This window comes from Neisseria sp. HMSC070A01 (genome assembly GCF_001810165.1).
Taxonomy (GTDB): domain Bacteria; phylum Pseudomonadota; class Gammaproteobacteria; order Burkholderiales; family Neisseriaceae; genus Neisseria.
In genome coordinates, this window is sequence record NZ_KV800123.1 from 1 (window position 1) to 18,588 (window position 18,588).

Below are 18,588 nucleotides of genomic sequence, written 5' to 3' on the forward strand. Positions count from 1 at the left end.
CTATACGCCTCCCAACAAAACCAGTCAACACCCAATTTCAAAAAAATTGCAGAATTTCCGCAACTGTCTGTATTTAAATAATTTTAAATTTATCAAATTTTATACGTTCACTAGATATACAGAATCTTCAAAGATAATAGCCCTACAACTTTGCTCTTAATTTGCTACATTCAGATGCTATTTCTCTTTATATTACTGGCGCTTTGGTCCTATCTACTCTTACAATCTACACTTTCTTCAATAAAACAATCATAAATTTAAAATTGACCTATTATGAGCAACCAACAAATCCAACAAAAATTTGAACAGGCATATCACTCTTTTATCGAAGAGGAAAATTACGAGGAAGCGCTTAAACGTGCGGAGATTCTTTGCCTTCTCAATCCACAATCTGTCGAATTTCATCACAAAGTTGCTTATGTCTATCTAAAGCAATTGAAATGGGAAAAAGCCATTGAGGCCGAAATGAAAACATTGGAGTTGGATAGCGCCTATATCCCTGCTTTGGATTTACTTGCACATGCATACGGCGGTTTGGGAAATTGGGAAAGAACCGGATTTTATGGCCATCAGGCTTTGGTCTTGAAAGATAAAGCCATACCTGACCTTCAGCATGAAATTATTCCTGCATCGGCGCCAAAAGATGGAAAACGGATTATCTCGTTTTCTTTATTTGGTAATAGTTCCAAATATATTGAGCCTGCCGTTTTAAATACCCAGCTTGCCCCTGTTCTTTTCCCTGGCTGGACATGCCGTTTCTATGTTGATGATTCTGTTCCGGCCGAAGCCATCCAACGGTTTAAGGCCAATGGTGCGGAGGTTATCCATATTGATCCCCAACTGCGCAACTGGCCCGGAACGATGTGGCGTTTTCTTGCGATAAATGATCCTGAAGCTGAATATGTGATATTTCGCGATGCTGATTCTATTATTTGTTATCGAGATGCAGCTTCTGTTTCGGAATGGATAAAAAGTGGCGCCCTATTCCACACCATACGCGATTCGGGCTCGCATACTGCTTTAATTCTTGCAGGTATGTGGGGAGCTAAGGCCGGTGCTGTTCCTAATATGCGGGAAAGAATTCAAAACTTTATTGATAGCGGCTATTCTTCAAGGCATTTCGCGGATCAGGATTTCTTAGAAAAAGAATTGTGGGCCTATATACGCCAAAATCTCTTTGCACATGACCGACTGTTCAACTTCCGTAATCCGCATGACATCCCCGGAGCATTCAACCCAGATTATCAAATTGCTTTCTGCGAAGGTGCAACCAGCTTCAATGCGACAACCGATTATGAAGATAACAGCTTGGCGAGATGGACTTTATATTCGTGTGTATCTCCTTTAGTCAATCGGGATTACTCGCTTAATGTTGTTCCTGAATTTAAGGTGTGCAGTTACGTAACTGAAGTAAAAAACGGAATTGTCTCAGCTTCCTTACCCAGAAGATACGGTAATGCCATTAAAGCAGGATTGGCAAAAATCAATATCGAGAGAATTTGATTTCAAACAATAGCTTAACTAAACATCCAATATCATGAGTAAACACATTCTCCTCGGCATTACCGGCGGTATTGCGGCGTATAAATCGTGTGAACTGGTCAGACTGCTGAAAAAGCAAGGACATTCTGTTTCAGTAGTGATGACGGATTCTGCAACGGAATTTGTCTCTCCGCTGACTTTCCAAGCATTAAGCGGCAATCCCGTGTTATCGGATACCTATTCAGGCGCTTCCAATAATGGCATGGCGCACATCAATCTGACGCGCGAAGCCGACGCATTTCTTATTGCGCCTGCAACTGCCAATACGATTGCCAAAATTGCCAACGGATTGGCCGACAACCTGCTGACTACTTTGGCCGCAGCCAGAAAATGTCCTTTGGCCGTTGCGCCTGCAATGAATGTTGAAATGTGGAACAACCCTGCCAACCTGCGCAATATTGCGCAACTGGCTTCAGACGGCATTACCGTGTTTTACCCAAACAATGGCGAACAGGCTTGCGGTGAAACAGGTACGGGCAGAATGGTCGAAGCAGTCGATCTGGCAGATTTGCTAGAGGATTTATGGACACCCAAGCTGCTGAGTGGCAAAAAAGTTCTGATTACAGCAGGCGCAACGTTTGAAGCCATCGACCCTGTCCGCGGCATTACCAATATTTCCAGCGGACAAATGGGTATGGCTTTAGCGCGTGCGTGCCGTGCTGCCGGAGCGGAAGTCACACTGATTTACGGTCAAATTCAGACGGCCTTACCCGCAGGCTTGGCTCATTCTGAACAGGCTGTCAGCGCAGAAGCCATGTATCAGGCAGTTCACCGCCATATCCATGCGCAAGATGTCTTTATTTCCGTCGCAGCCGTTGCAGACTATAAAGTCAAAAATAGCAGCAACGAAAAACTGAAGAAAAACGGCAATCAGCCCCCGGTTATCGAACTGGCGGAAAATCCAGACATTCTCGCATCCGTAGCCGCCCTGCCTTCCCCACCGTTCTGTGTCGGCTTTGCAGCGGAAAGCCATCAAGTTTTGGAATTTGCACGGGCAAAACGTTTACGCAAAAACGTTCCAATGCTGGTAGCCAACCAAGTTTCCGTTTCCATGGGTAAGCCAACCAATCAAATCACCATTATTGATGACCTTGCCGAAACCTCCTTTCCGGAAACATCGAAACGCCAAGCAGCAGATGAAATCGTCAAACGCCTGGCTGAATTGTTGGCTTAATCAAACAAAAGGCCGTCTGAAAGTTTTTCAGACGGCCTTTGTTCAAACACATTACATTACAAACCCAATTCGCGCAGGAAACGAATATCGTCTGCCCAACCGGATTTCACTTTCACCCAAATCTTCAAGAAGACTTTGGTATCAAACAATTTCTCCATATCAAGGCGGGCTTCAGTAGAAATTTTCTTCAATTTCTCCCCCCCCTTGCCAATCAAAATCGCCTTTTGGCTGTCTTTATCAGCCAACACCGCGATATAAATGCGGAACAGTCCGCTTTCCTCTTCCTCAAACTGCTCCACTTCAACATTCATAGCATACGGCAGCTCTTCGCCCAAATAGCGGAACAATTTTTCGCGCACAATTTCCATCGCCAGGAATCGGCTGGATTTATCCGTCACCATATCTTCCGGATACATCGGGATACTTTCCGGCAGATACGGCTTGAGCAGCTCCAGCAGATTGGCAATACGCAGACCATGTTTCGCGCTGACTGCCTCGCTGGCGGCAAACTCAAACTCTTGGCGCACTTCATTGATAAACGCTTCAAGCGCAAATTTATCTTTGGCTTTATCTTTATCGATTTTATTGACCACCAATACCACGGGCGTATGCTTAGGCAACTGTTTCAACACCACGCGGTCGGCATCGGTAAAACGCATGGCTTCCACCACAAAAACCACCACGTCCACACCGCTCAACGCTTCGGTTACGTTTTGATTAAGACGGTCATTCAAGGCATTGCGGTGATTGGTTTGAAAACCCGGCGTATCGACAAACACAAATTGCGCCGTGTCGTCGGTGTAAATACCGGTTACACGGTTGCGCGTGGTTTGTGCTTTTTTACTGGTAATACTAATTTTCTGACCGATTAAATGGTTCATCAACGTGGACTTGCCGACATTCGGGCGACCCACGATGGCCACAAAGCCGCAACGATAATCCGTCGGGTGTTGTGACTCGTTTTGCAAAAAGGTTTCGATATCCATTTATATATGACTTTCTTGATTGTTTCAGACGGCCTTTGCATTTTCTCAAAGGCCGTCTGAAATATTATTTTTTAGATTTTTTCAAAGGAAACTTCTGTTCCAACCATTCCAAGGCTTCACATGCCGCTTTTTGCTCGGCCACTTTCCGACTGCTGCCGCGTGCATTGCAGATAAAGCCGAGTTCGCCCAAATCGCAGGAAATCACAAACATCGCATCGGCCGTCTGCTCCGCCTGCTCTTCGATTCGATATTTCGGCAGGGCAAAGCGGCGTGCCTGCAAGGCTTCTTGCAAAGCGGTTTTACTGTCTTTTTTGCCGATGTTCAAATCCGCACGTTTCACGCGTTCCGCAAACAAATGGCGAACCACTTTTTCCGCCGCAGAAAAATCAGCGTCAAAGCTGACCGCTGCAAACATCGCCTCCATCGCGTCGGCCAAAATCGAAGGCCGTCTGAAACCGCCGCTCTTCAACTCGCCGGCACCCAAATACAAACCGTCGCCGACATTCATTTCCAACGCGATTTCAGCCAATACGCCTTCATTCACCAAAGCCGCGCGCATCCGCGACAACTCGCCTTCCGACAATTTGGGAAACGCGTCAAACAACATCCGCGCCACGGAATAGTTCAAAATCGAATCGCCGACAAATTCAAAACGCTCATTGTGTTTGGCATTGTAGCTGCGGTGGGTCAAAGCCTGCTGAAGCAGCTCCATATTGCGGAACTCATAGCCCAGACGCTTTTGAATCGCTCGATGCGCCTGCTGTTTGAGCAAATCAGGTTTCATTCCATACTTTCAAAAAACAGCCCGAAAATACGCCTCATCCGCAGTGAAACAAAATAAAAAGGCTACATCGGCAACTTTTTTATTTTGGCTCATTGTTTCTCGCGTCCCTCAAGCCGATAAACAATCAAAAGCCGTCATGTTCAAACCTGACGGCACTCGACCGACATTGTACCATCAAACCGCCCCTGCACACATCCGTGCGGAAAAGCGGCGAATCGTGTAAAATCATGCCAAATCATCTCTTTGTCAACTCCATGAACAAATTTGCCCAAGCATTGGCCGCAGCGCTCGACCGCTGCATTGTTACCAACACCGTCGCCGAACAAGGCGAACCCGTCGGTTTCCTCTACCGCGAAGCCCCCGTATTTGAAAACGACAGCGGCTGGCGTATTTTCAGCGGCGACGAAACCGACGAATACACCGACAATCCCGACAACTTCAGTATTGTCAGCCTCTCCGCCATTACCGCAGACAATCCCGACATCGCGCCCCTGCTGACTCAGGCAGAAGGCAGCGCGTGGGAATTGAACGAAGACGGCGAGTTCCAAGCCGTTGCCGATTGGCAGCCGCAAGAATAATCTATCCCCATTTCATTTCAGACGGCCTTCCCTATAACCAGGCCGTCTGAAACCGAGCCGAATCCCTATTTCACCAATATTGAAGGAATCATCATGAACATTATCGAACCCCGCCTCGACGGTACCAACTTGCGCATCGGCATCGTTCAGGCCCGCTTCACCAACGAAATCGGCAGCGAAATGGTCAAAGTTTGTTGCCGTACCCTAAAAGAATTGGGCGTAGCCGAAGACAACATCACGCTTGCCACCGTCCCCGGCGCGCTTGAAGTGCCTATCGCGCTGATGAACCTCGCTTCATCCGAACAATTCGATGCCCTGATTGCCATCGGCGTTGTCATTCGCGGCGAAACCTACCACTTTGAATTGGTATCCAATGAGTCCGGCGCAGGTGTCAGCCGCGTTGCCCTTGACTACAACATCCCGATTGCCAACGCCATCCTGACGACCGAAAACGACGAACAGGCCGTCGCACGCATCGAAGAAAAAGCCTCCGATGCCGCCAAAGTTGCCGTAGAATGTGCCAACTTGGTCAACCATCTTTTGTCAGAACAATACGAAGACGACGAAGAATAAGCTTCTCCCCGTATTGAATACCGCATCTTTTCAGACGGCCTCCCAATCATGACATTGAGGCCGTCTGAATCATTCAATATTTAGCCGACAACCATCGGCCCTCTTCACAAGGAATACCCATGAAAAGCCCACGCCGCCGCGCACGCGAGCTTGCCGTACAAGCCATTTATCAAGCAGGCATCAACAAAACCGCCGCTCCCGAAATCGCTAAAAACATCCACGAACTGTCCCAATCTTCCAATATGGATGAAGAGCTGTTCAACAAACTGTTTTTCGGTGCACAAACCCATGCCGAAGAATACATGGAAAAAATCAGCCCCCTGCTCGACCGCGACGAGAAAGACCTCAGCCCTATCGAACGCGCCGTTTTGCTGGTTGCCTGCCATGAGCTGAGCACCATGCCTGAAACCCCCTATCCTGTCATCATCAACGAAGCCATCGAAGTCACCAAAACTTTCGGCGGCACCGACGGCCATAAATTCGTCAACGGCATCCTCGACCAACTGGCTTCCCGCATCCGCCCTGACGAACCGCGCCGCAAAGGCTAAGATTGACTTCACATTGGGTCAGGATTACCAATCTTTGCCCTGTATAAGCTAATGTGCTTATACAGCCAAACCATCCAAAAGGCCGTCTGAAATTCAGACGGCCTTTTATATTTCGATTTATTCCGATTTTGGTATTTCATAACCAGGGCAGTTTTGTTTATCGCTGTTTGCCCAGATGATGCCGCTGTCGTTGTAATAAACGGTACAAGTTTCATCGGCATTGGTTTCTTTATTGGGTACAGCCTTCAAAATATAACCTGAATCGGAAGGATTAGGCATAGAATCCGTACCTTCGGAAAAACTAATATTGAAATATTGATTCTGCTGTAAATTTCCATCAGGAAACCCTACAAATGTACTTTTTTGAGTGTAATAGCGTTCGAGCTGTTGGGCGTTATGAAGCATCTGTGTGCGGACGGATGCGAGACGCGTTTGGCGGATGTAGTTTTGATAAGACGGATAGGCGATGGTAGCGAGAATGGCTGCAATCAAAACGACTATCAGCAGCTCGATAAGCGTGAAGCCTTGTTGGTATTTCATTTTATTTGTGTCGTTAATAATTGGAATAAGACATGAATATTATAGTCGTTTTCTTGCGGCTTAAATGTTCAGATTCGGAGGGAGTTTGGGAATTTATGTAAACGAGGTACAAGTTCTGAAAAATATTTTCATCCTTTTATTTTTTATTTCAATAAGTTAAACTTCAATTTAAGCCGACTGTCTCTTGGTTGGCCTTAGTCTTTACAGTAAAATCCAGTTGTTTTTTTGTTTCTATCAATACATTTGTCGCTTGTCTGCGACGTTATTTTATTGAATTGGTTCCTTTTATATGTCTAAAGTTTTCAAGTGGGCGGCCGGTACGGCTGTTGTAGTAGCAGCGGCTTTCGGCGGCTGGTCTTTGATGAAGCCTGAGCCTCAGTCTTCTTTTATTACGGAAGTGGTCAAACGCGGTGATATCCGTCAAACCGTATCGGCAACCGGCGAAATCTCGCCTTCCAATTTGGTATCCGTAGGCGCGGAAGCTTCAGGTCAAATTAAAAAACTGTATGTGAAACTGGGCCAACAAGTGAAAAAAGGCGATCTGATTGCAGAAATCGACTCAACCAATCAGCTCAACACCTTAAATACCGAAAAATCCAAACTGGAAACTTATCAGGCAAAATTGGTTTCTGCCGAAATTGCGCTTTCCAGTGCGGAGAAAAAATATAAACGCGAACTTGCCTTATGGAAAGAACAGGCCACTTCCAAAGAAGATTTGGAATCTGCACAAGACTCTTTAGCCGCAGCCAAAGCCAATGTCGCCGAACTGAAGGCCTCCATCAAACAATCCAAAATCTCCATCAATACAGCCGAATCCGAACTGGGCCACACGCGGATTACCGCCACCATGGACGGCACCGTGGTCGCCATTCCTGTTGAGGAAGGCCAATCCGTCAATGCGGCGCAATCTACGCCGACCATTATCCAACTGGCTAATCTGGAAACCATGTTAAACAAAATGCAGATTGCCGAAGGCGATATTACGAAAGTCAAAGCCGGTCAGGATATTTCGTTCACCATTTTGTCCGAACCGGACACGCCGATTAAAGCGAAATTGGACAGCGTCGACCCCGGCCTGACCACCATGTCTTTAGGCAGCTACACCAGCAGCACGGACACGACTTCCAATGCGATTTACTACTATGCCCGCGCCTTGGTGCCAAATTCCGACGGCAAACTTTCCATCGGTATGACCACTCAAAACACAATCGAAATCAACGGCGTGAAGAATGTCTTACTGGTACCGACGCTGACTGTGAAAAAGCATAACGGCAAATCCTATGTCAGCATTTTGGGCGCAGACAATAAAGCGGTAGAACGCGAAGTGACCGTCGGTTTGAAAGACAGCATGAATACCGAAATCAAAAGCGGCTTGAAAGAAGGCGAAAAAGTAATCGTTTCTGAAATGAGCGCAGACGAAAAGAGTAAGAGCAGCGAACGCGCGATGATGGGCGGCGGCCCTCCCCGCTGATTGATTAAGGCCGTCTGAAAGGTTTGGCTGTGTTTCAGACGGCCTTGGTTTCTGTATGTCTATTTTTCGCCCGGAAAGATTATGAGTTTAATCGAATGTAAGAATATCAACCGTTTTTTCGGTAGCGGTGAAAACCGTGTGCACGTATTGAAAGATGTCAGCCTTTCTATTGAAAAAGGCGACTTTGTGGCGATTATCGGCCAGTCCGGCTCAGGCAAATCGACGCTGATGAATATCTTGGGCTGTCTGGATACCGCCACCTCCGGCTCTTATCAAATCGACGGCATCGAAACATCGCAAATGCAGCCGGATGAGCTGGCGGCTTTGCGCCGTGAGCGTTTCGGTTTTATTTTCCAGCGTTACAACCTGTTAAGCTCGCTGACCGCCCGGGACAACGTCGCCCTGCCTGCCGTGTATATGGGCATGGACAGCAAAGAGCGTGCGGAGCGTGCGGAAAAATTATTGGGCGATTTGGGTTTGCAAAATAAAGAAGGCAACAAACCCAGCGAGCTTTCCGGCGGTCAGCAACAGCGCGTTTCGATTGCCCGCGCGTTGATGAACGGCGGCGAAATCATCTTCGCCGACGAACCGACCGGCGCATTGGATACCGCCAGCGGTAAAAATGTGATGGAAATCATCCATAAGTTGCACGAAGACGGACATACCGTGATTATGGTCACCCACGATCCGGGCATTGCGGCAAACGCAAACCGCGTCATCGAAATCCGCGACGGTCAGATTATTTCGGATACGTCTAAAAATCCTGATATTCCGCCAAGCAAAGTAGAGAGGATTAAAGAAAAAGCTTCCTGGTCGTTTTATTACGATCAATTTATGGAAGCATTCAAAATGTCGGTACAGGCGATTATGGCGCACAAAATGCGTTCGCTGCTGACCATGCTGGGGATTATCATCGGTATCGCTTCGGTGGTATCGGTAGTGGCCTTGGGTAATGGCTCGCAACAAAAAATCTTGGAAGACATCAACTCGATGGGCACAAACACCATCAGCATCTTCCCTGGTCGTGGTTTTGGCGACCGTAGAAGCGGACGAATCAAAACACTGACGATTAATGACGCAAAAGCCATCAGCCAACAAAGCTACGTCGCCTCCGCCACTCCTCAAACCAACTCCGGCGGCACCTTGACCTACCGCAATACCGACCTGACCGCCTCGCTTTACGGCGTAGGCGAACAATATTTCGACGTACGCGGCTTGAAATTGGAAGAAGGCCGTCTGTTTGATGATGACGATGTAAAAACCGATGCCCAAGTCGTTGTTATCGACCAAAACACCAAAACCAAACTCTTTGGCGAAGGCGTCAATCCTTTAGGCAAAACCATCCTCTTCAAAAAACGTCCGCTAACCGTCATCGGTATTATGAAAAAGGATGACAACTCGTTCGGCAATTCCGACTCGCTGATGCTTTGGTCGCCGTATACAACGGTCATGCACCAAATTACCGGCGAAAGCTATACCAACTCCATCGTTGTCAAAATCAAAGACGATGCCAACACGCAGGTTGCCGAAAAAAGCCTGACCGAGCTGCTGAAAGCACGCCACGGTACAGAAGACTTCTTTATGAACAACAGCGACAGCATCAAAGAAATGGTTGAAAGCACGACCGGCACCATGACGCTGCTGATTTCTTCCATCGCAGTCATCTCTTTGGTGGTCGGCGGTATCGGCGTGATGAACATCATGCTGGTCTCCGTTACCGAGCGCACCAAAGAAATCGGCGTCCGCATGGCAATCGGCGCACGCCGCAACAATATTTTGCAGCAGTTTCTGATTGAAGCCGTCTTAATCTGTATCATCGGCGGCCTTTCGGGCGTATTGTTGTCCGCAAGCATCAGCCTGGTGTTCAACTATTTTGTTACCGATTTCCCGATGAGCATTTCCATGGCTTCCGTCATCGGCGCAGTCGTCTGCTCCACCGCCATCGGCGTCGCGTTCGGCTTTATGCCTGCCAACAAGGCTTCCAAGCTCAACCCGATTGATGCCTTAGCTCAAGATTGATTATGTTTCAGACGGCCTATTATCTTAAGGCCGTCTGAAATGCCGTTACCCGAAAGATTTTTTATGAAGACGAAACCTTTTTCCCAAGCAGCCTTGTCATTGGCTGTTGCCCTTGCCCTAAGTGCGTGCGCCGCGCCTAAAGCCAATCCGAATCTGACGTTGGAAGCAACCGGCCAAGTCATGAGTGCGGCGGAAACTGCCGAACGCTACGATGTAAACGGCAACTGGTGGGAAATCTACCAAAGTCAACAGCTTAATGCGCTGATGGAGCAGGCGCTGGCGAACAATATCGATTTGAAACAGGCGGCCATCAGCGTCAACAAGGCTTTGTACCAAGCCAATATTTTGGGCGCGGATTTGGTACCTTCGTTCAGCGGTTCGTTGGGGGCGAACGCTTCTAAAAACCTGAAAACCGGCAGCCACGGCAATACCTTCAGCAGCCAGCTTGGCTTGAGCTACGAATTGGATTTGTGGCGCAAACTCAGTGCCACTGCCGATGCGCAGGTATGGGAATACCAAGCCACGCATGAAGACATGGCCAACACGCGCCTGACTTTGATTAATAATGTTGCCGATGCGTATTTCAATATCGCCTACCTGAACGAAGCCATTGAGTTGGCGCAAAAATCGCTGAAGCAATATCAGGAAATCAACCGCATTGCGAATGCCAAGTTCCGCTACGGCCGGGCCGACTCAAGCCAGCCGACGCAAGCCAAACAGTCATTGTTGAACGCAGAAAACAGTCTGTTGTCTTTGCAAAACAATTTGGATACGCAAAAACAGGTTTTGCGTAATTTATTGAATTTAAGGCCGTCTGAAAACATGGCCGCCGATCCGGCACAATTCCGTCTGTTGCCGGTCAAAGGCGTGAACTTGGATGTACCGATTACCGTTTTGGCCAACCGCCCCGACCTGCGCGCCGCCGAATACCGCCTGCAAGCGTCGCAACAATCGGTCAACGCGCAAAAACGCAGTTGGTATCCGTCGATTACTTTGGGCGCAAGTTTGAGTACATCGTCCGACAAAGCAAAAAGCACGTTCAATATCCCTATATTGGGCGGTTCGGCCACCATCAATCTGCCTTTCCTTAATTGGCAGACCATGAAATGGAAAGACAAAACCGTACAAGCGGAGATGGACAGCGCCAAGCTGAATTTTGAAAAAGCCCTGACCACCGCACTCAACGAAGTCAACACCAACTACCTTGCCTACAAAAACGCGCAGGCCGGCCTTGCCAATCAGGAACAGCGTTATCAGTTGGACAAGAAAAACAGCCATTACTATCAAGTACGCTACCAACACGGTAAAAACGAACTGAAAGACTGGCTGGAGGCTTTGAATACGGAATACAGCTCGGCGCAAAACCTGCTGAACCAACGCTATGAGGCTTTAAAATACGAAAATATGGTGTACAAAGCCATGGCAGGACGTTATACGCCGAAATAGCATTTTCAGACGGCCTTTGGTTAATTTCCGTCAAAGGCCGTCTGAAACCCATTCAAGCAACTGAATTTTCATATATAATCGCGCGTTTATTTGATTTTATCCGGACAACATTATGGCCTTCGCCTCTCTCTTTACGCTTTTGGACGACATTACCGCCGTTTTGGACGATGTAGCGATGATGACCAAAGTCGCCGTCAAGAAAACCGCCGGCGTGGTCGGCGACGATTTGGCGCTCAACGCCAATCAGGTAACCGGCGTATCTGCCGAGCGCGAATTGCCGATTATTTGGGCTGTGGCAAAAGGCTCTTTGGTCAACAAACTGATTCTGGTGCCGCTTGCGCTGTTGCTTTCCGCTTTCGTGCCTGCACTGATTACGCCCTTGCTGATGATCGGCGGTGTTTATTTGTGTTTTGAAGGCGTGGAAAAACTGCTGCACAAATTTCTGCACCGCAATGAACACGAAGACGGACACGATGCCGCGCCTGAAGTTACAGACGAAAAAACAAAAGTTAAAGGCGCGGTCCGCACGGATTTCATCCTCTCCGCCGAAATCATCATTATTGCGCTGGGCGTTGTTGAAAAATATGACCTGATAACACGTTCTTTGGTTATGGTTGCCATCGGTATCGGCATGACGGTGTTGGTGTACGGCTTGGTCGGTATTATTGTCAAACTTGACGACCTCGGTATGATGCTGATGCGCCAGAAAAGTGCCGCCGTACAAGGCATCGGACGCGGTTTGATTTCATTTATGCCTTGGTTTATGCGCGGCTTGAGCATTGTCGGCACGCTGGCGATGTTCTTGGTCGGCGGCGGACTGATCGCCCACAACCTTGGTTTTTTGCACGATTTCCTCCACGCGCAACATTGGGACAGCGGCATGATGGAACATATCGCCAATCTAGTGGTCGGAGTAGCCGCCGGTGCATTGGCCTGCGCCATCACCCTGCCTGCAATGAAATTGTTTCAAAAAGACTGATTTTGTTTCCCTGCCGTCTGAAAACCTTTCAGACGGCCTCAATACCATTTAAAGCATGAATATTTTCCGTAAACTCGAACAATACTGGCAACACCCGCTGCTGTACTGGCCGCTGGTCATCTTGATTGCCGCCGCGACACCGTTCACTTTCGCCCCGTATTATCATTTCTGGCTGATGCCGCTGTTGTTTGGCACGCTGATACGTCTGATTGAATTGCGTCCGCGCTTTGCCGTCATGACTGCCTATCTGTTCGGATTAATCGGTTATACGGCGCAGTTTTATTGGATACACACTGCCTTGCATGATGTTTCGGGTCTGCCAGATTCATACGCCATCCCCCTCACCTTCCTGCTGCCGGCATTTCTTGCGCTTTATCCGGCCATCTGTTTTTGGGTATGGAGAAAATGCAACCTGGCGCGCTGGGCCAAAACCGGCCTCCTGCTGCCGATTTTGTGGACACTGGCAGAATTTGCCCGCGAACGCTTCCTGACCGGATTCGGCTGGGGTGCCATCGGCTATTCCCAAATCATCAAAGACAGCCCGTTGGCAGGTTTCGCACCGTTAGGCGGCATTCATATGGTTACGCTGGCAACCGCTTTCCTCAGCGCATGGCTGGTGTTGCTGATTGACAACCACGGCCGTCTGAAACACCGCCTGCTACCCTTATGCCTTATCGTTGCGCTCTGCTCCGTCGGCTACATTTCCCAACAAACCGAATACACCCGCCCTGACGGCAGCACCAGCACCGTTGCCCTGATTCAAGGCAATATCGAGCAAAATCTGAAATGGAAAGAAGAGCAAATCATTCCAACCATTCAGAAATACTACGAACAAATCAGCAAAACCAGTGCCGACATCGTCATCCTGCCTGAAACCGCCCTGCCGCTGATGCGCCAAGACCTGCCCGAAGGCATCTTGGAACAATTCGCTGAACAGGCGCAAAGCAACGGCAGCGCGTTGGCCATCGGCATCAGCCAATATACGCCCGACGGCAACGGCTACGAAAATGCCGTCATCAATTTGAGCGACTATCACAACAGCACTTCCGACACCATCCCCTACTACGCCAAGAACCACCTCGTTCCATTTGGTGAATACAAGCCATTGCCCATCATTACCGAGCGCCTCTATAAAATGATGGATATGCCTTTGGCCGACTTCCAAAAAGGCGGCAACAACCAAGCGCCTTTGACAATGAAAGATCAAAAAGTCGCCTTCAATATCTGCTATGAAGACGGTTTCGGCGACGAACTCATCGCAACGGCCAAACGCTCCACCCTGCTTGCCAACATCAGCAATATGGCATGGTACGGCAAATCCAATGCCATGTACCAGCAGCTTCAACAGTCCCAAGCGCGCGCGATGGAACTGGGCCGCTACATGGTTCGCGCCACCAATACCGGCGCAACTGCCATTATTTCCCCTAAAGGCACGATTGTTGCCGAAGCCCAGCCGGATACAGAAACCGTCCTCGAAGGCCACGTCAAAGGCTATATCGGCGAAACGCCTTACATGAAAGCAGGCGGCTCAACCTGGCTTATCAGTATTTTGGCCGTTATCGGCGTATTCCTCATCCTGATTGGCCGAAAGAAACCAGAATAAAAATTTTTTAAGACCTTGTTATACAAGGTCTTTTTTATTGTTATAACTATTTACATACAGAAACGTTTGTAATATACTTACCCAAAACCTAGCAAATCACTCAAATTTTCAAAGACAATCAACCCCTGCAATTTAAACAGCAAAAACTATTGAATCCATCGTTTAATTTACAGAAAAAATCCAACCCATAACAAAACAAACCACAGGCAGTGTTATACTGCTTGTCACACAATAAACAAAAAGCCGTTTTCAGACGGCCTAATCAAGGAGAGCATCCTTTTATGAATAAAGCTTTTGCATTACCCGTTATCCACAGCGGCAACGGTAGCCTCGAGCAATACATTCATACAGTCAACAGCATTCCCATGCTGACTGCCGAAGAAGAAACGCAACTGGCCGAACGTCAACAAAAAGGCGACCTCAACGCCGCCAAACAGCTTATTCTGTCCCATCTCCGCGTCGTCGTATCCATCGCACGCGGTTACGACGGCTACGGCCTCAACCAAGCCGACCTGATTCAAGAAGGCAATATCGGCCTGATGAAAGCCGTCAAACGCTACGAACCAAGCCGCGGCGCGCGCCTGTTTTCGTTTGCCGTGCATTGGATTAAAGCCGAAATCCACGAATTCATTTTGCGCAACTGGCGTTTGGTTCGCGTGGCCACAACCAAACCGCAACGCAAACTGTTCTTCAATCTGCGCAGCATGCGTAAAAACTTGAATGCCTTGTCTCCAAAAGAAGCGCAAGAAATCGCCGACGATTTGGGCGTCAAATTGTCCGAAGTCTTGGAAATGGAACAACGCATGACCGGCCACGACATCGGCATCATGGCAGAAAACAACGATGACGAGGACAACTTCGCCCCTATCGACTGGTTGGCCGACCACGATGCAGAGCCTAGCCGTCAGTTGTCCAAACAAGCCCACTACGCCCTGCAAACCGAAGGTCTGCAAAACGCCTTGGCGCAACTGGACGACCGCAGCCGCCGTATCGTTGAAAGCCGCTGGTTGCAAGACGATGGCGGTTTGACCCTGCACGAATTGGCTGCCGAATACGGCGTATCCGCTGAACGCATCCGCCAAATCGAAGCCAAAGCCATGCAAAAACTGCGCGGTTTCTTGGCAGAAGAAGCAGAAGCCGTTTAAGCCTTTCTTGATAAAAAGGCCGTCTGAATCTTTTCAGACGGCCTTTTCGATGGCAAACCTCATCATATCTTATCCCCCCAACACATTCATTTTAAAGCCCACTTAAGCTATAATAGCCACCACACACACTACCCGGTCATACCATAACCATGCAACTTACCGTCGTCGGACTCAACCACCAAACCGCGCCCTTGAGCATACGCGAAAAACTGGCATTTGCTGCTGCAAATCTGCCGGATGCCGTGTCCAACCTCGCGCGCAGCGAGGCGGCGGAAGAAGCAGTTATTCTTTCTACCTGCAACCGCACCGAGCTTTACTGCGTCGGCGAATCCGAAAAAATCATCAACTGGTTGGCAAAATATCACAATCTGCCTGTCGAAGAAATCCGCCCCTACCTCTACACCCTAGACAACAACGAAACCGTCCGCCACGCCTTCCGCGTCGCCTGCGGCTTGGATTCCATGGTCCTGGGCGAACCGCAAATTCTCGGCCAAATCAAAGATGCCGTCCGCGTTGCGCAAGAACAAGAAAGCATCAATACCCACTTAAATGCCCTGTTTCAAAAAACCTTTGCCGTTGCCAAAGAAGTGCGCACCGATACCGCTGTCGGCGAAAACTCCGTCTCTATGGCTTCCGCATCGGTCAAAATGGCAGAGCAAATCTTCCCTTCCATTTCCGACCTTAACGTCCTCTTTATCGGCGCAGGCGAAATGATCGAGCTGGTGGCTACTTATTTTGCCGCCAAAAATCCCAAACTCATTACCGTTGCCAACCGTACACACCAACGCGCGCAGGAATTGTGCGACAAACTCGGTGTCAACGCCGAAGCCTGTCTGCTGAATGAATTGCCCGATATTCTTCACGATTACGACGTGGTTGTTTCTTCCACTGCCAGCCAACTGCCCCTCGTCGGCAAAGGCATGGTCGAACGTGCATTGAAAAAGCGCCACAACATGCCTGTTTTCCTGCTGGATTTGGCCGTTCCGCGCGACATTGAAGCCGAAGTCGGCGAATTGGAAGACGCATATCTCTATACCGTGGACGACATGATGGATATTGTCCAAAGCGGTAAAGACGCGCGCAAAAAGGCAGCGGCGGCGGCTGAAAGCATGGTGGAAGAAAAGGTCAGCGAATTTATCCGCCAGCAGAAAAACCGTCAAAGCGTTCCGCTTATCCGCGCCTTGCGTGATGAAGGCGAACGCGCACGCCGCCAAGTGCTGGAAAATGCCATGAAACAACTGGCAAAAGGCGTATCGGCCGAGGATGTCCTCGAACGCCTCTCCATTCAGTTGACCAACAAACTGCTCCACTCTCCGACACGCACGCTCAACAAAGCCGGCTCGGACAACAGCGAATTAATCGATGCCGTGGCGCAGATCTACCACTTGGACCAACACGACTGACCTTAATTTAAAGGCCGTCTGAAAGAAGCGAGACAACAGGTTCTATGCTAAAGTTTTCAGACGGCCTCAAAGCAACAAATTTCAATCATCATTTTTTCATTTAAAATGAAATGCTTGAAAAAAAACCATTAAAGTGTAAAAATCCTACTTTATACATTTGAACAACATTCAAACAATAAAACTGCCTGCCGGCCCAAATACATGCCGACAATACGATAGGCACCGGCAAAAGGAACTTTCGTGCATATTAAAACAAACACATATCTGGCCCTTGCTGTCCTCTCAGCATCCCTTCTTTCAGGTTGCGACAAAGTCAGCACCTTTTTCGGTAAAGAAGAAAGCAAAGAACTCGTCCAACGCATAGAAACCAATACCGATGACGGTAAGGTCGGCATGCTGTTGCCCGATTTCGCCCAATTGGTACAAAACGAAGGACAGGCCGTCGTCAATATTCAAGCAACTCCGGCAAAACGCACTGCGACACCGGATGACGACCACAGCATGGACCTAAGCCAATTCCCCGACAACGACCCGTTTTACGAATTCTTCAAACGCCTCGTTCCCAATATGCCCGATATGCCTCAAGAAGAGGCCGAAAGCGACGCTTTGAATTTCGGCTCCGGCTTCATCATCAGTAAAGACGGCTATATCCTGACCAATACCCACGTGGTTGCCGGCATGGGCAACATCAAAGTCCTGCTCAACGACAAACGCGAATACACGGCCAAACTGGTCGGCTCAGACGCCCAATCCGACGTCGCCCTCTTAAAAATCGAGCCGCAAGAAGACTTGCCGGTTGTCAAAATCGGCAATCCGAAAGATTTGAAACCAGGCGAATGGGTAGCCGCCATCGGTGCGCCTTTCGGCTTTGACAACAGCGTAACCTCCGGCATCGTCTCCGCCAAAGGCCGCAGCCTGCCGAATGAAAACTACACGCCGTTCATCCAAACCGACGTTGCCATCAACCCCGGCAATTCAGGCGGCCCGTTATTCAACCTCCGCGGCCAAGTAGTCGGCATCAACTCGCAAATTTACAGCCGCAGTGGCGGCTTCATGGGCATTTCGTTTGCCATTCCGATTGATGTTGCCATGAATGTGGCCGATCAATTGAAAGCCAACGGCAAAGTCCAACGCGGTCAATTGGGCGTGGTTATCCAAGAAGTTTCTTACGATTTGGCCAAATCTTTCGGTTTGGACAAAGCAAGCGGCGCGTTGATTGCCAAAATCATGCCGAACAGCGCAGCGCAACAAGCCGGTTTGCAAGTCGGCGATATCGTCCGCAGCGTGAACGGAGAAGAAGTCCGCGCTTCCAGCGATTTGCCGGTCATGGTCGGCTCGATGATGCCGGGTAAAGAAGTCACTTTGAGCATTTGGCGCGGCGGCAAACAAACCGATGTCAAAGTCAAACTTGGCAGTGCAGCCGAACAAACGGAAACATCGGCCAAAGAAACCGAACAGCCGCAACACGAAGGCGGCCATGACGGCTTTGCCGTTGAAAACGCAGGCCTGACTTTGCAGGTTGAAAACACAGACGGCAAACAACGCTTGATCGTTCTGCGCGTTAGCGGCGCGGCCGAACGTGCCGGCCTCAAACGCGGCGACGAAATCATTGCCGTCAGCCAAATCAGCGTCAATGACGAATCCACTTTCCGAAGTGCCTTGGAAAGCGCAGGCAAAAACGTACCGCTTCTGGTGCAACGCGACGGCAACACCTTGTTCCTCGCACTCAATCTGCAATAGCAAGATTTTCAGACGGCATGATGATGCGTTAAATGATAAAATACCCATCTGTCAGAG

General features: G+C 49.0%; 16 protein-coding genes. 13 read left to right on the forward strand and 3 right to left on the reverse strand.

Annotated elements, in window-relative coordinates; genetic code table 11:
• Positions 1 to 273: 273 nt before the first annotated feature.
• Positions 274 to 1,503 (forward strand): tetratricopeptide repeat protein, encoded by a 1,230-nt coding sequence (locus HMPREF2711_RS05480; RefSeq protein WP_003748551.1) that lies wholly within the window; start codon positions 274 to 276, stop codon positions 1,501 to 1,503.
• Between the two features lie 34 nt (positions 1,504 to 1,537).
• Positions 1,538 to 2,716: a bifunctional phosphopantothenoylcysteine decarboxylase/phosphopantothenate--cysteine ligase CoaBC gene (gene coaBC / locus HMPREF2711_RS05485; protein ID WP_003748552.1), complete on the forward strand. Its 1,179-nt coding sequence runs from the start codon at positions 1,538 to 1,540 to the stop codon at positions 2,714 to 2,716.
• A gap of 56 nt (positions 2,717 to 2,772) precedes the next feature.
• Here coaBC and era read toward each other — a convergent pair whose 3' ends face one another.
• Both era and rnc read right to left on the reverse strand, forming a co-directional pair.
• Entirely contained in the window at positions 2,773 to 3,702 is a 930-nt protein-coding gene (gene era / locus HMPREF2711_RS05490) for a GTPase Era (protein WP_003748554.1), read from the reverse strand.
• A 64-nt stretch (positions 3,703 to 3,766) separates the two neighbouring features.
• Positions 3,767 to 4,486: a ribonuclease III gene (gene rnc / locus HMPREF2711_RS05495; protein WP_003748556.1), complete on the reverse strand. Its 720-nt coding sequence runs from the start codon at positions 4,484 to 4,486 to the stop codon at positions 3,767 to 3,769.
• Positions 4,487 to 4,740: 254 nt separating this feature from the next.
• On the opposite strand from rnc, the gene HMPREF2711_RS05500 reads away from it, so the two are divergent.
• From HMPREF2711_RS05500 to nusB, 3 genes are all read left to right on the forward strand, one after another.
• Entirely contained in the window at positions 4,741 to 5,064 is a 324-nt protein-coding gene (locus tag HMPREF2711_RS05500; protein WP_003748560.1) for a DUF2185 domain-containing protein, read from the forward strand.
• A gap of 93 nt (positions 5,065 to 5,157) precedes the next feature.
• A complete protein-coding gene (ribH, locus tag HMPREF2711_RS05505; protein WP_003748562.1) occupies positions 5,158 to 5,637 on the forward strand; it encodes a 6,7-dimethyl-8-ribityllumazine synthase in 480 nt (159 codons plus the stop codon).
• A gap of 119 nt (positions 5,638 to 5,756) precedes the next feature.
• Positions 5,757 to 6,185 carry a transcription antitermination factor NusB gene (nusB, locus tag HMPREF2711_RS05510; RefSeq protein WP_003748564.1) on the forward strand — a complete coding sequence of 143 codons (429 nt, stop codon included), beginning with the start codon at positions 5,757 to 5,759 and terminating at the stop codon, positions 6,183 to 6,185.
• A 117-nt stretch (positions 6,186 to 6,302) separates the two neighbouring features.
• On the opposite strand, the gene HMPREF2711_RS05515 is transcribed toward nusB, so the two are convergent.
• Positions 6,303 to 6,725 carry a type IV pilin protein gene (locus HMPREF2711_RS05515; protein ID WP_003748566.1) on the reverse strand — a complete coding sequence of 141 codons (423 nt, stop codon included), beginning with the start codon at positions 6,723 to 6,725 and terminating at the stop codon, positions 6,303 to 6,305.
• A 289-nt stretch (positions 6,726 to 7,014) separates the two neighbouring features.
• Between HMPREF2711_RS05515 and HMPREF2711_RS05520 the strand changes: the two genes are divergently transcribed.
• The 8 genes from HMPREF2711_RS05520 (at position 7,015) to HMPREF2711_RS05555 (ending at position 18,531) form a co-directional block, all read left to right on the forward strand.
• The gene (locus tag HMPREF2711_RS05520) at positions 7,015 to 8,196 is read left to right on the forward strand and encodes an efflux RND transporter periplasmic adaptor subunit (RefSeq protein ID WP_003748567.1); all 1,182 of its coding nucleotides are present in this window, start codon (positions 7,015 to 7,017) and stop codon (positions 8,194 to 8,196) included.
• 81 nt (positions 8,197 to 8,277) lie between these two features.
• Positions 8,278 to 10,215, forward strand: coding sequence for a MacB family efflux pump subunit (locus HMPREF2711_RS05525; protein ID WP_003748569.1), 1,938 nt, complete (start codon positions 8,278 to 8,280; stop codon positions 10,213 to 10,215).
• Positions 10,216 to 10,278: 63 nt separating this feature from the next.
• Positions 10,279 to 11,661 carry a TolC family protein gene (locus HMPREF2711_RS05530; RefSeq protein WP_070615779.1) on the forward strand — a complete coding sequence of 461 codons (1,383 nt, stop codon included), beginning with the start codon at positions 10,279 to 10,281 and terminating at the stop codon, positions 11,659 to 11,661.
• Positions 11,662 to 11,773: 112 nt separating this feature from the next.
• Complete coding sequence (locus HMPREF2711_RS05535) at positions 11,774 to 12,640, forward strand: DUF808 domain-containing protein (protein WP_070615781.1); 867 nt, start codon at positions 11,774 to 11,776, stop codon at positions 12,638 to 12,640.
• Positions 12,641 to 12,695: 55 nt separating this feature from the next.
• A complete protein-coding gene (lnt, locus tag HMPREF2711_RS05540; protein WP_070615783.1) occupies positions 12,696 to 14,243 on the forward strand; it encodes an apolipoprotein N-acyltransferase in 1,548 nt (515 codons plus the stop codon).
• Positions 14,244 to 14,524: 281 nt separating this feature from the next.
• Entirely contained in the window at positions 14,525 to 15,388 is an 864-nt protein-coding gene (gene rpoH, locus HMPREF2711_RS05545) for an RNA polymerase sigma factor RpoH (protein ID WP_004519690.1), read from the forward strand.
• A 149-nt stretch (positions 15,389 to 15,537) separates the two neighbouring features.
• A complete protein-coding gene (hemA, locus tag HMPREF2711_RS05550) occupies positions 15,538 to 16,791 on the forward strand; it encodes a glutamyl-tRNA reductase (RefSeq protein ID WP_070615785.1) in 1,254 nt (417 codons plus the stop codon).
• 240 nt (positions 16,792 to 17,031) lie between these two features.
• Entirely contained in the window at positions 17,032 to 18,531 is a 1,500-nt protein-coding gene (locus tag HMPREF2711_RS05555; protein ID WP_070615788.1) for a DegQ family serine endoprotease, read from the forward strand.
• Positions 18,532 to 18,588: the final 57 nt, after the last annotated feature.

What these genes read in the sequence shown, in the direction of transcription:
- rpoH (WP_004519690.1), top strand. Translation starts at nt 14,525, where the DNA reads ATGAATAAAGCTTTTGCATTACCCGTTATCCACAGCGGCAACGGTAGC.
- ribH (WP_003748562.1), top strand. Translation starts at nt 5,158, where the DNA reads ATGAACATTATCGAACCCCGCCTCGACGGTACCAACTTGCGCATCGGC.
- hemA (WP_070615785.1), top strand. Translation starts at nt 15,538, where the DNA reads ATGCAACTTACCGTCGTCGGACTCAACCACCAAACCGCGCCCTTGAGC.
- HMPREF2711_RS05515 (WP_003748566.1), bottom strand. Translation starts at nt 6,725, where the DNA reads ATGAAATACCAACAAGGCTTCACGCTTATCGAGCTGCTGATAGTCGTT.
- rnc (WP_003748556.1), bottom strand. Translation starts at nt 4,486, where the DNA reads ATGAAACCTGATTTGCTCAAACAGCAGGCGCATCGAGCGATTCAAAAG.
- HMPREF2711_RS05520 (WP_003748567.1), top strand. Translation starts at nt 7,015, where the DNA reads ATGTCTAAAGTTTTCAAGTGGGCGGCCGGTACGGCTGTTGTAGTAGCA.
- lnt (WP_070615783.1), top strand. Translation starts at nt 12,696, where the DNA reads ATGAATATTTTCCGTAAACTCGAACAATACTGGCAACACCCGCTGCTG.
- coaBC (WP_003748552.1), top strand. Translation starts at nt 1,538, where the DNA reads ATGAGTAAACACATTCTCCTCGGCATTACCGGCGGTATTGCGGCGTAT.
- HMPREF2711_RS05525 (WP_003748569.1), top strand. Translation starts at nt 8,278, where the DNA reads ATGAGTTTAATCGAATGTAAGAATATCAACCGTTTTTTCGGTAGCGGT.
- era (WP_003748554.1), bottom strand. Translation starts at nt 3,702, where the DNA reads ATGGATATCGAAACCTTTTTGCAAAACGAGTCACAACACCCGACGGAT.
- HMPREF2711_RS05530 (WP_070615779.1), top strand. Translation starts at nt 10,279, where the DNA reads ATGAAGACGAAACCTTTTTCCCAAGCAGCCTTGTCATTGGCTGTTGCC.
- HMPREF2711_RS05500 (WP_003748560.1), top strand. Translation starts at nt 4,741, where the DNA reads ATGAACAAATTTGCCCAAGCATTGGCCGCAGCGCTCGACCGCTGCATT.
- HMPREF2711_RS05535 (WP_070615781.1), top strand. Translation starts at nt 11,774, where the DNA reads ATGGCCTTCGCCTCTCTCTTTACGCTTTTGGACGACATTACCGCCGTT.
- HMPREF2711_RS05480 (WP_003748551.1), top strand. Translation starts at nt 274, where the DNA reads ATGAGCAACCAACAAATCCAACAAAAATTTGAACAGGCATATCACTCT.
- nusB (WP_003748564.1), top strand. Translation starts at nt 5,757, where the DNA reads ATGAAAAGCCCACGCCGCCGCGCACGCGAGCTTGCCGTACAAGCCATT.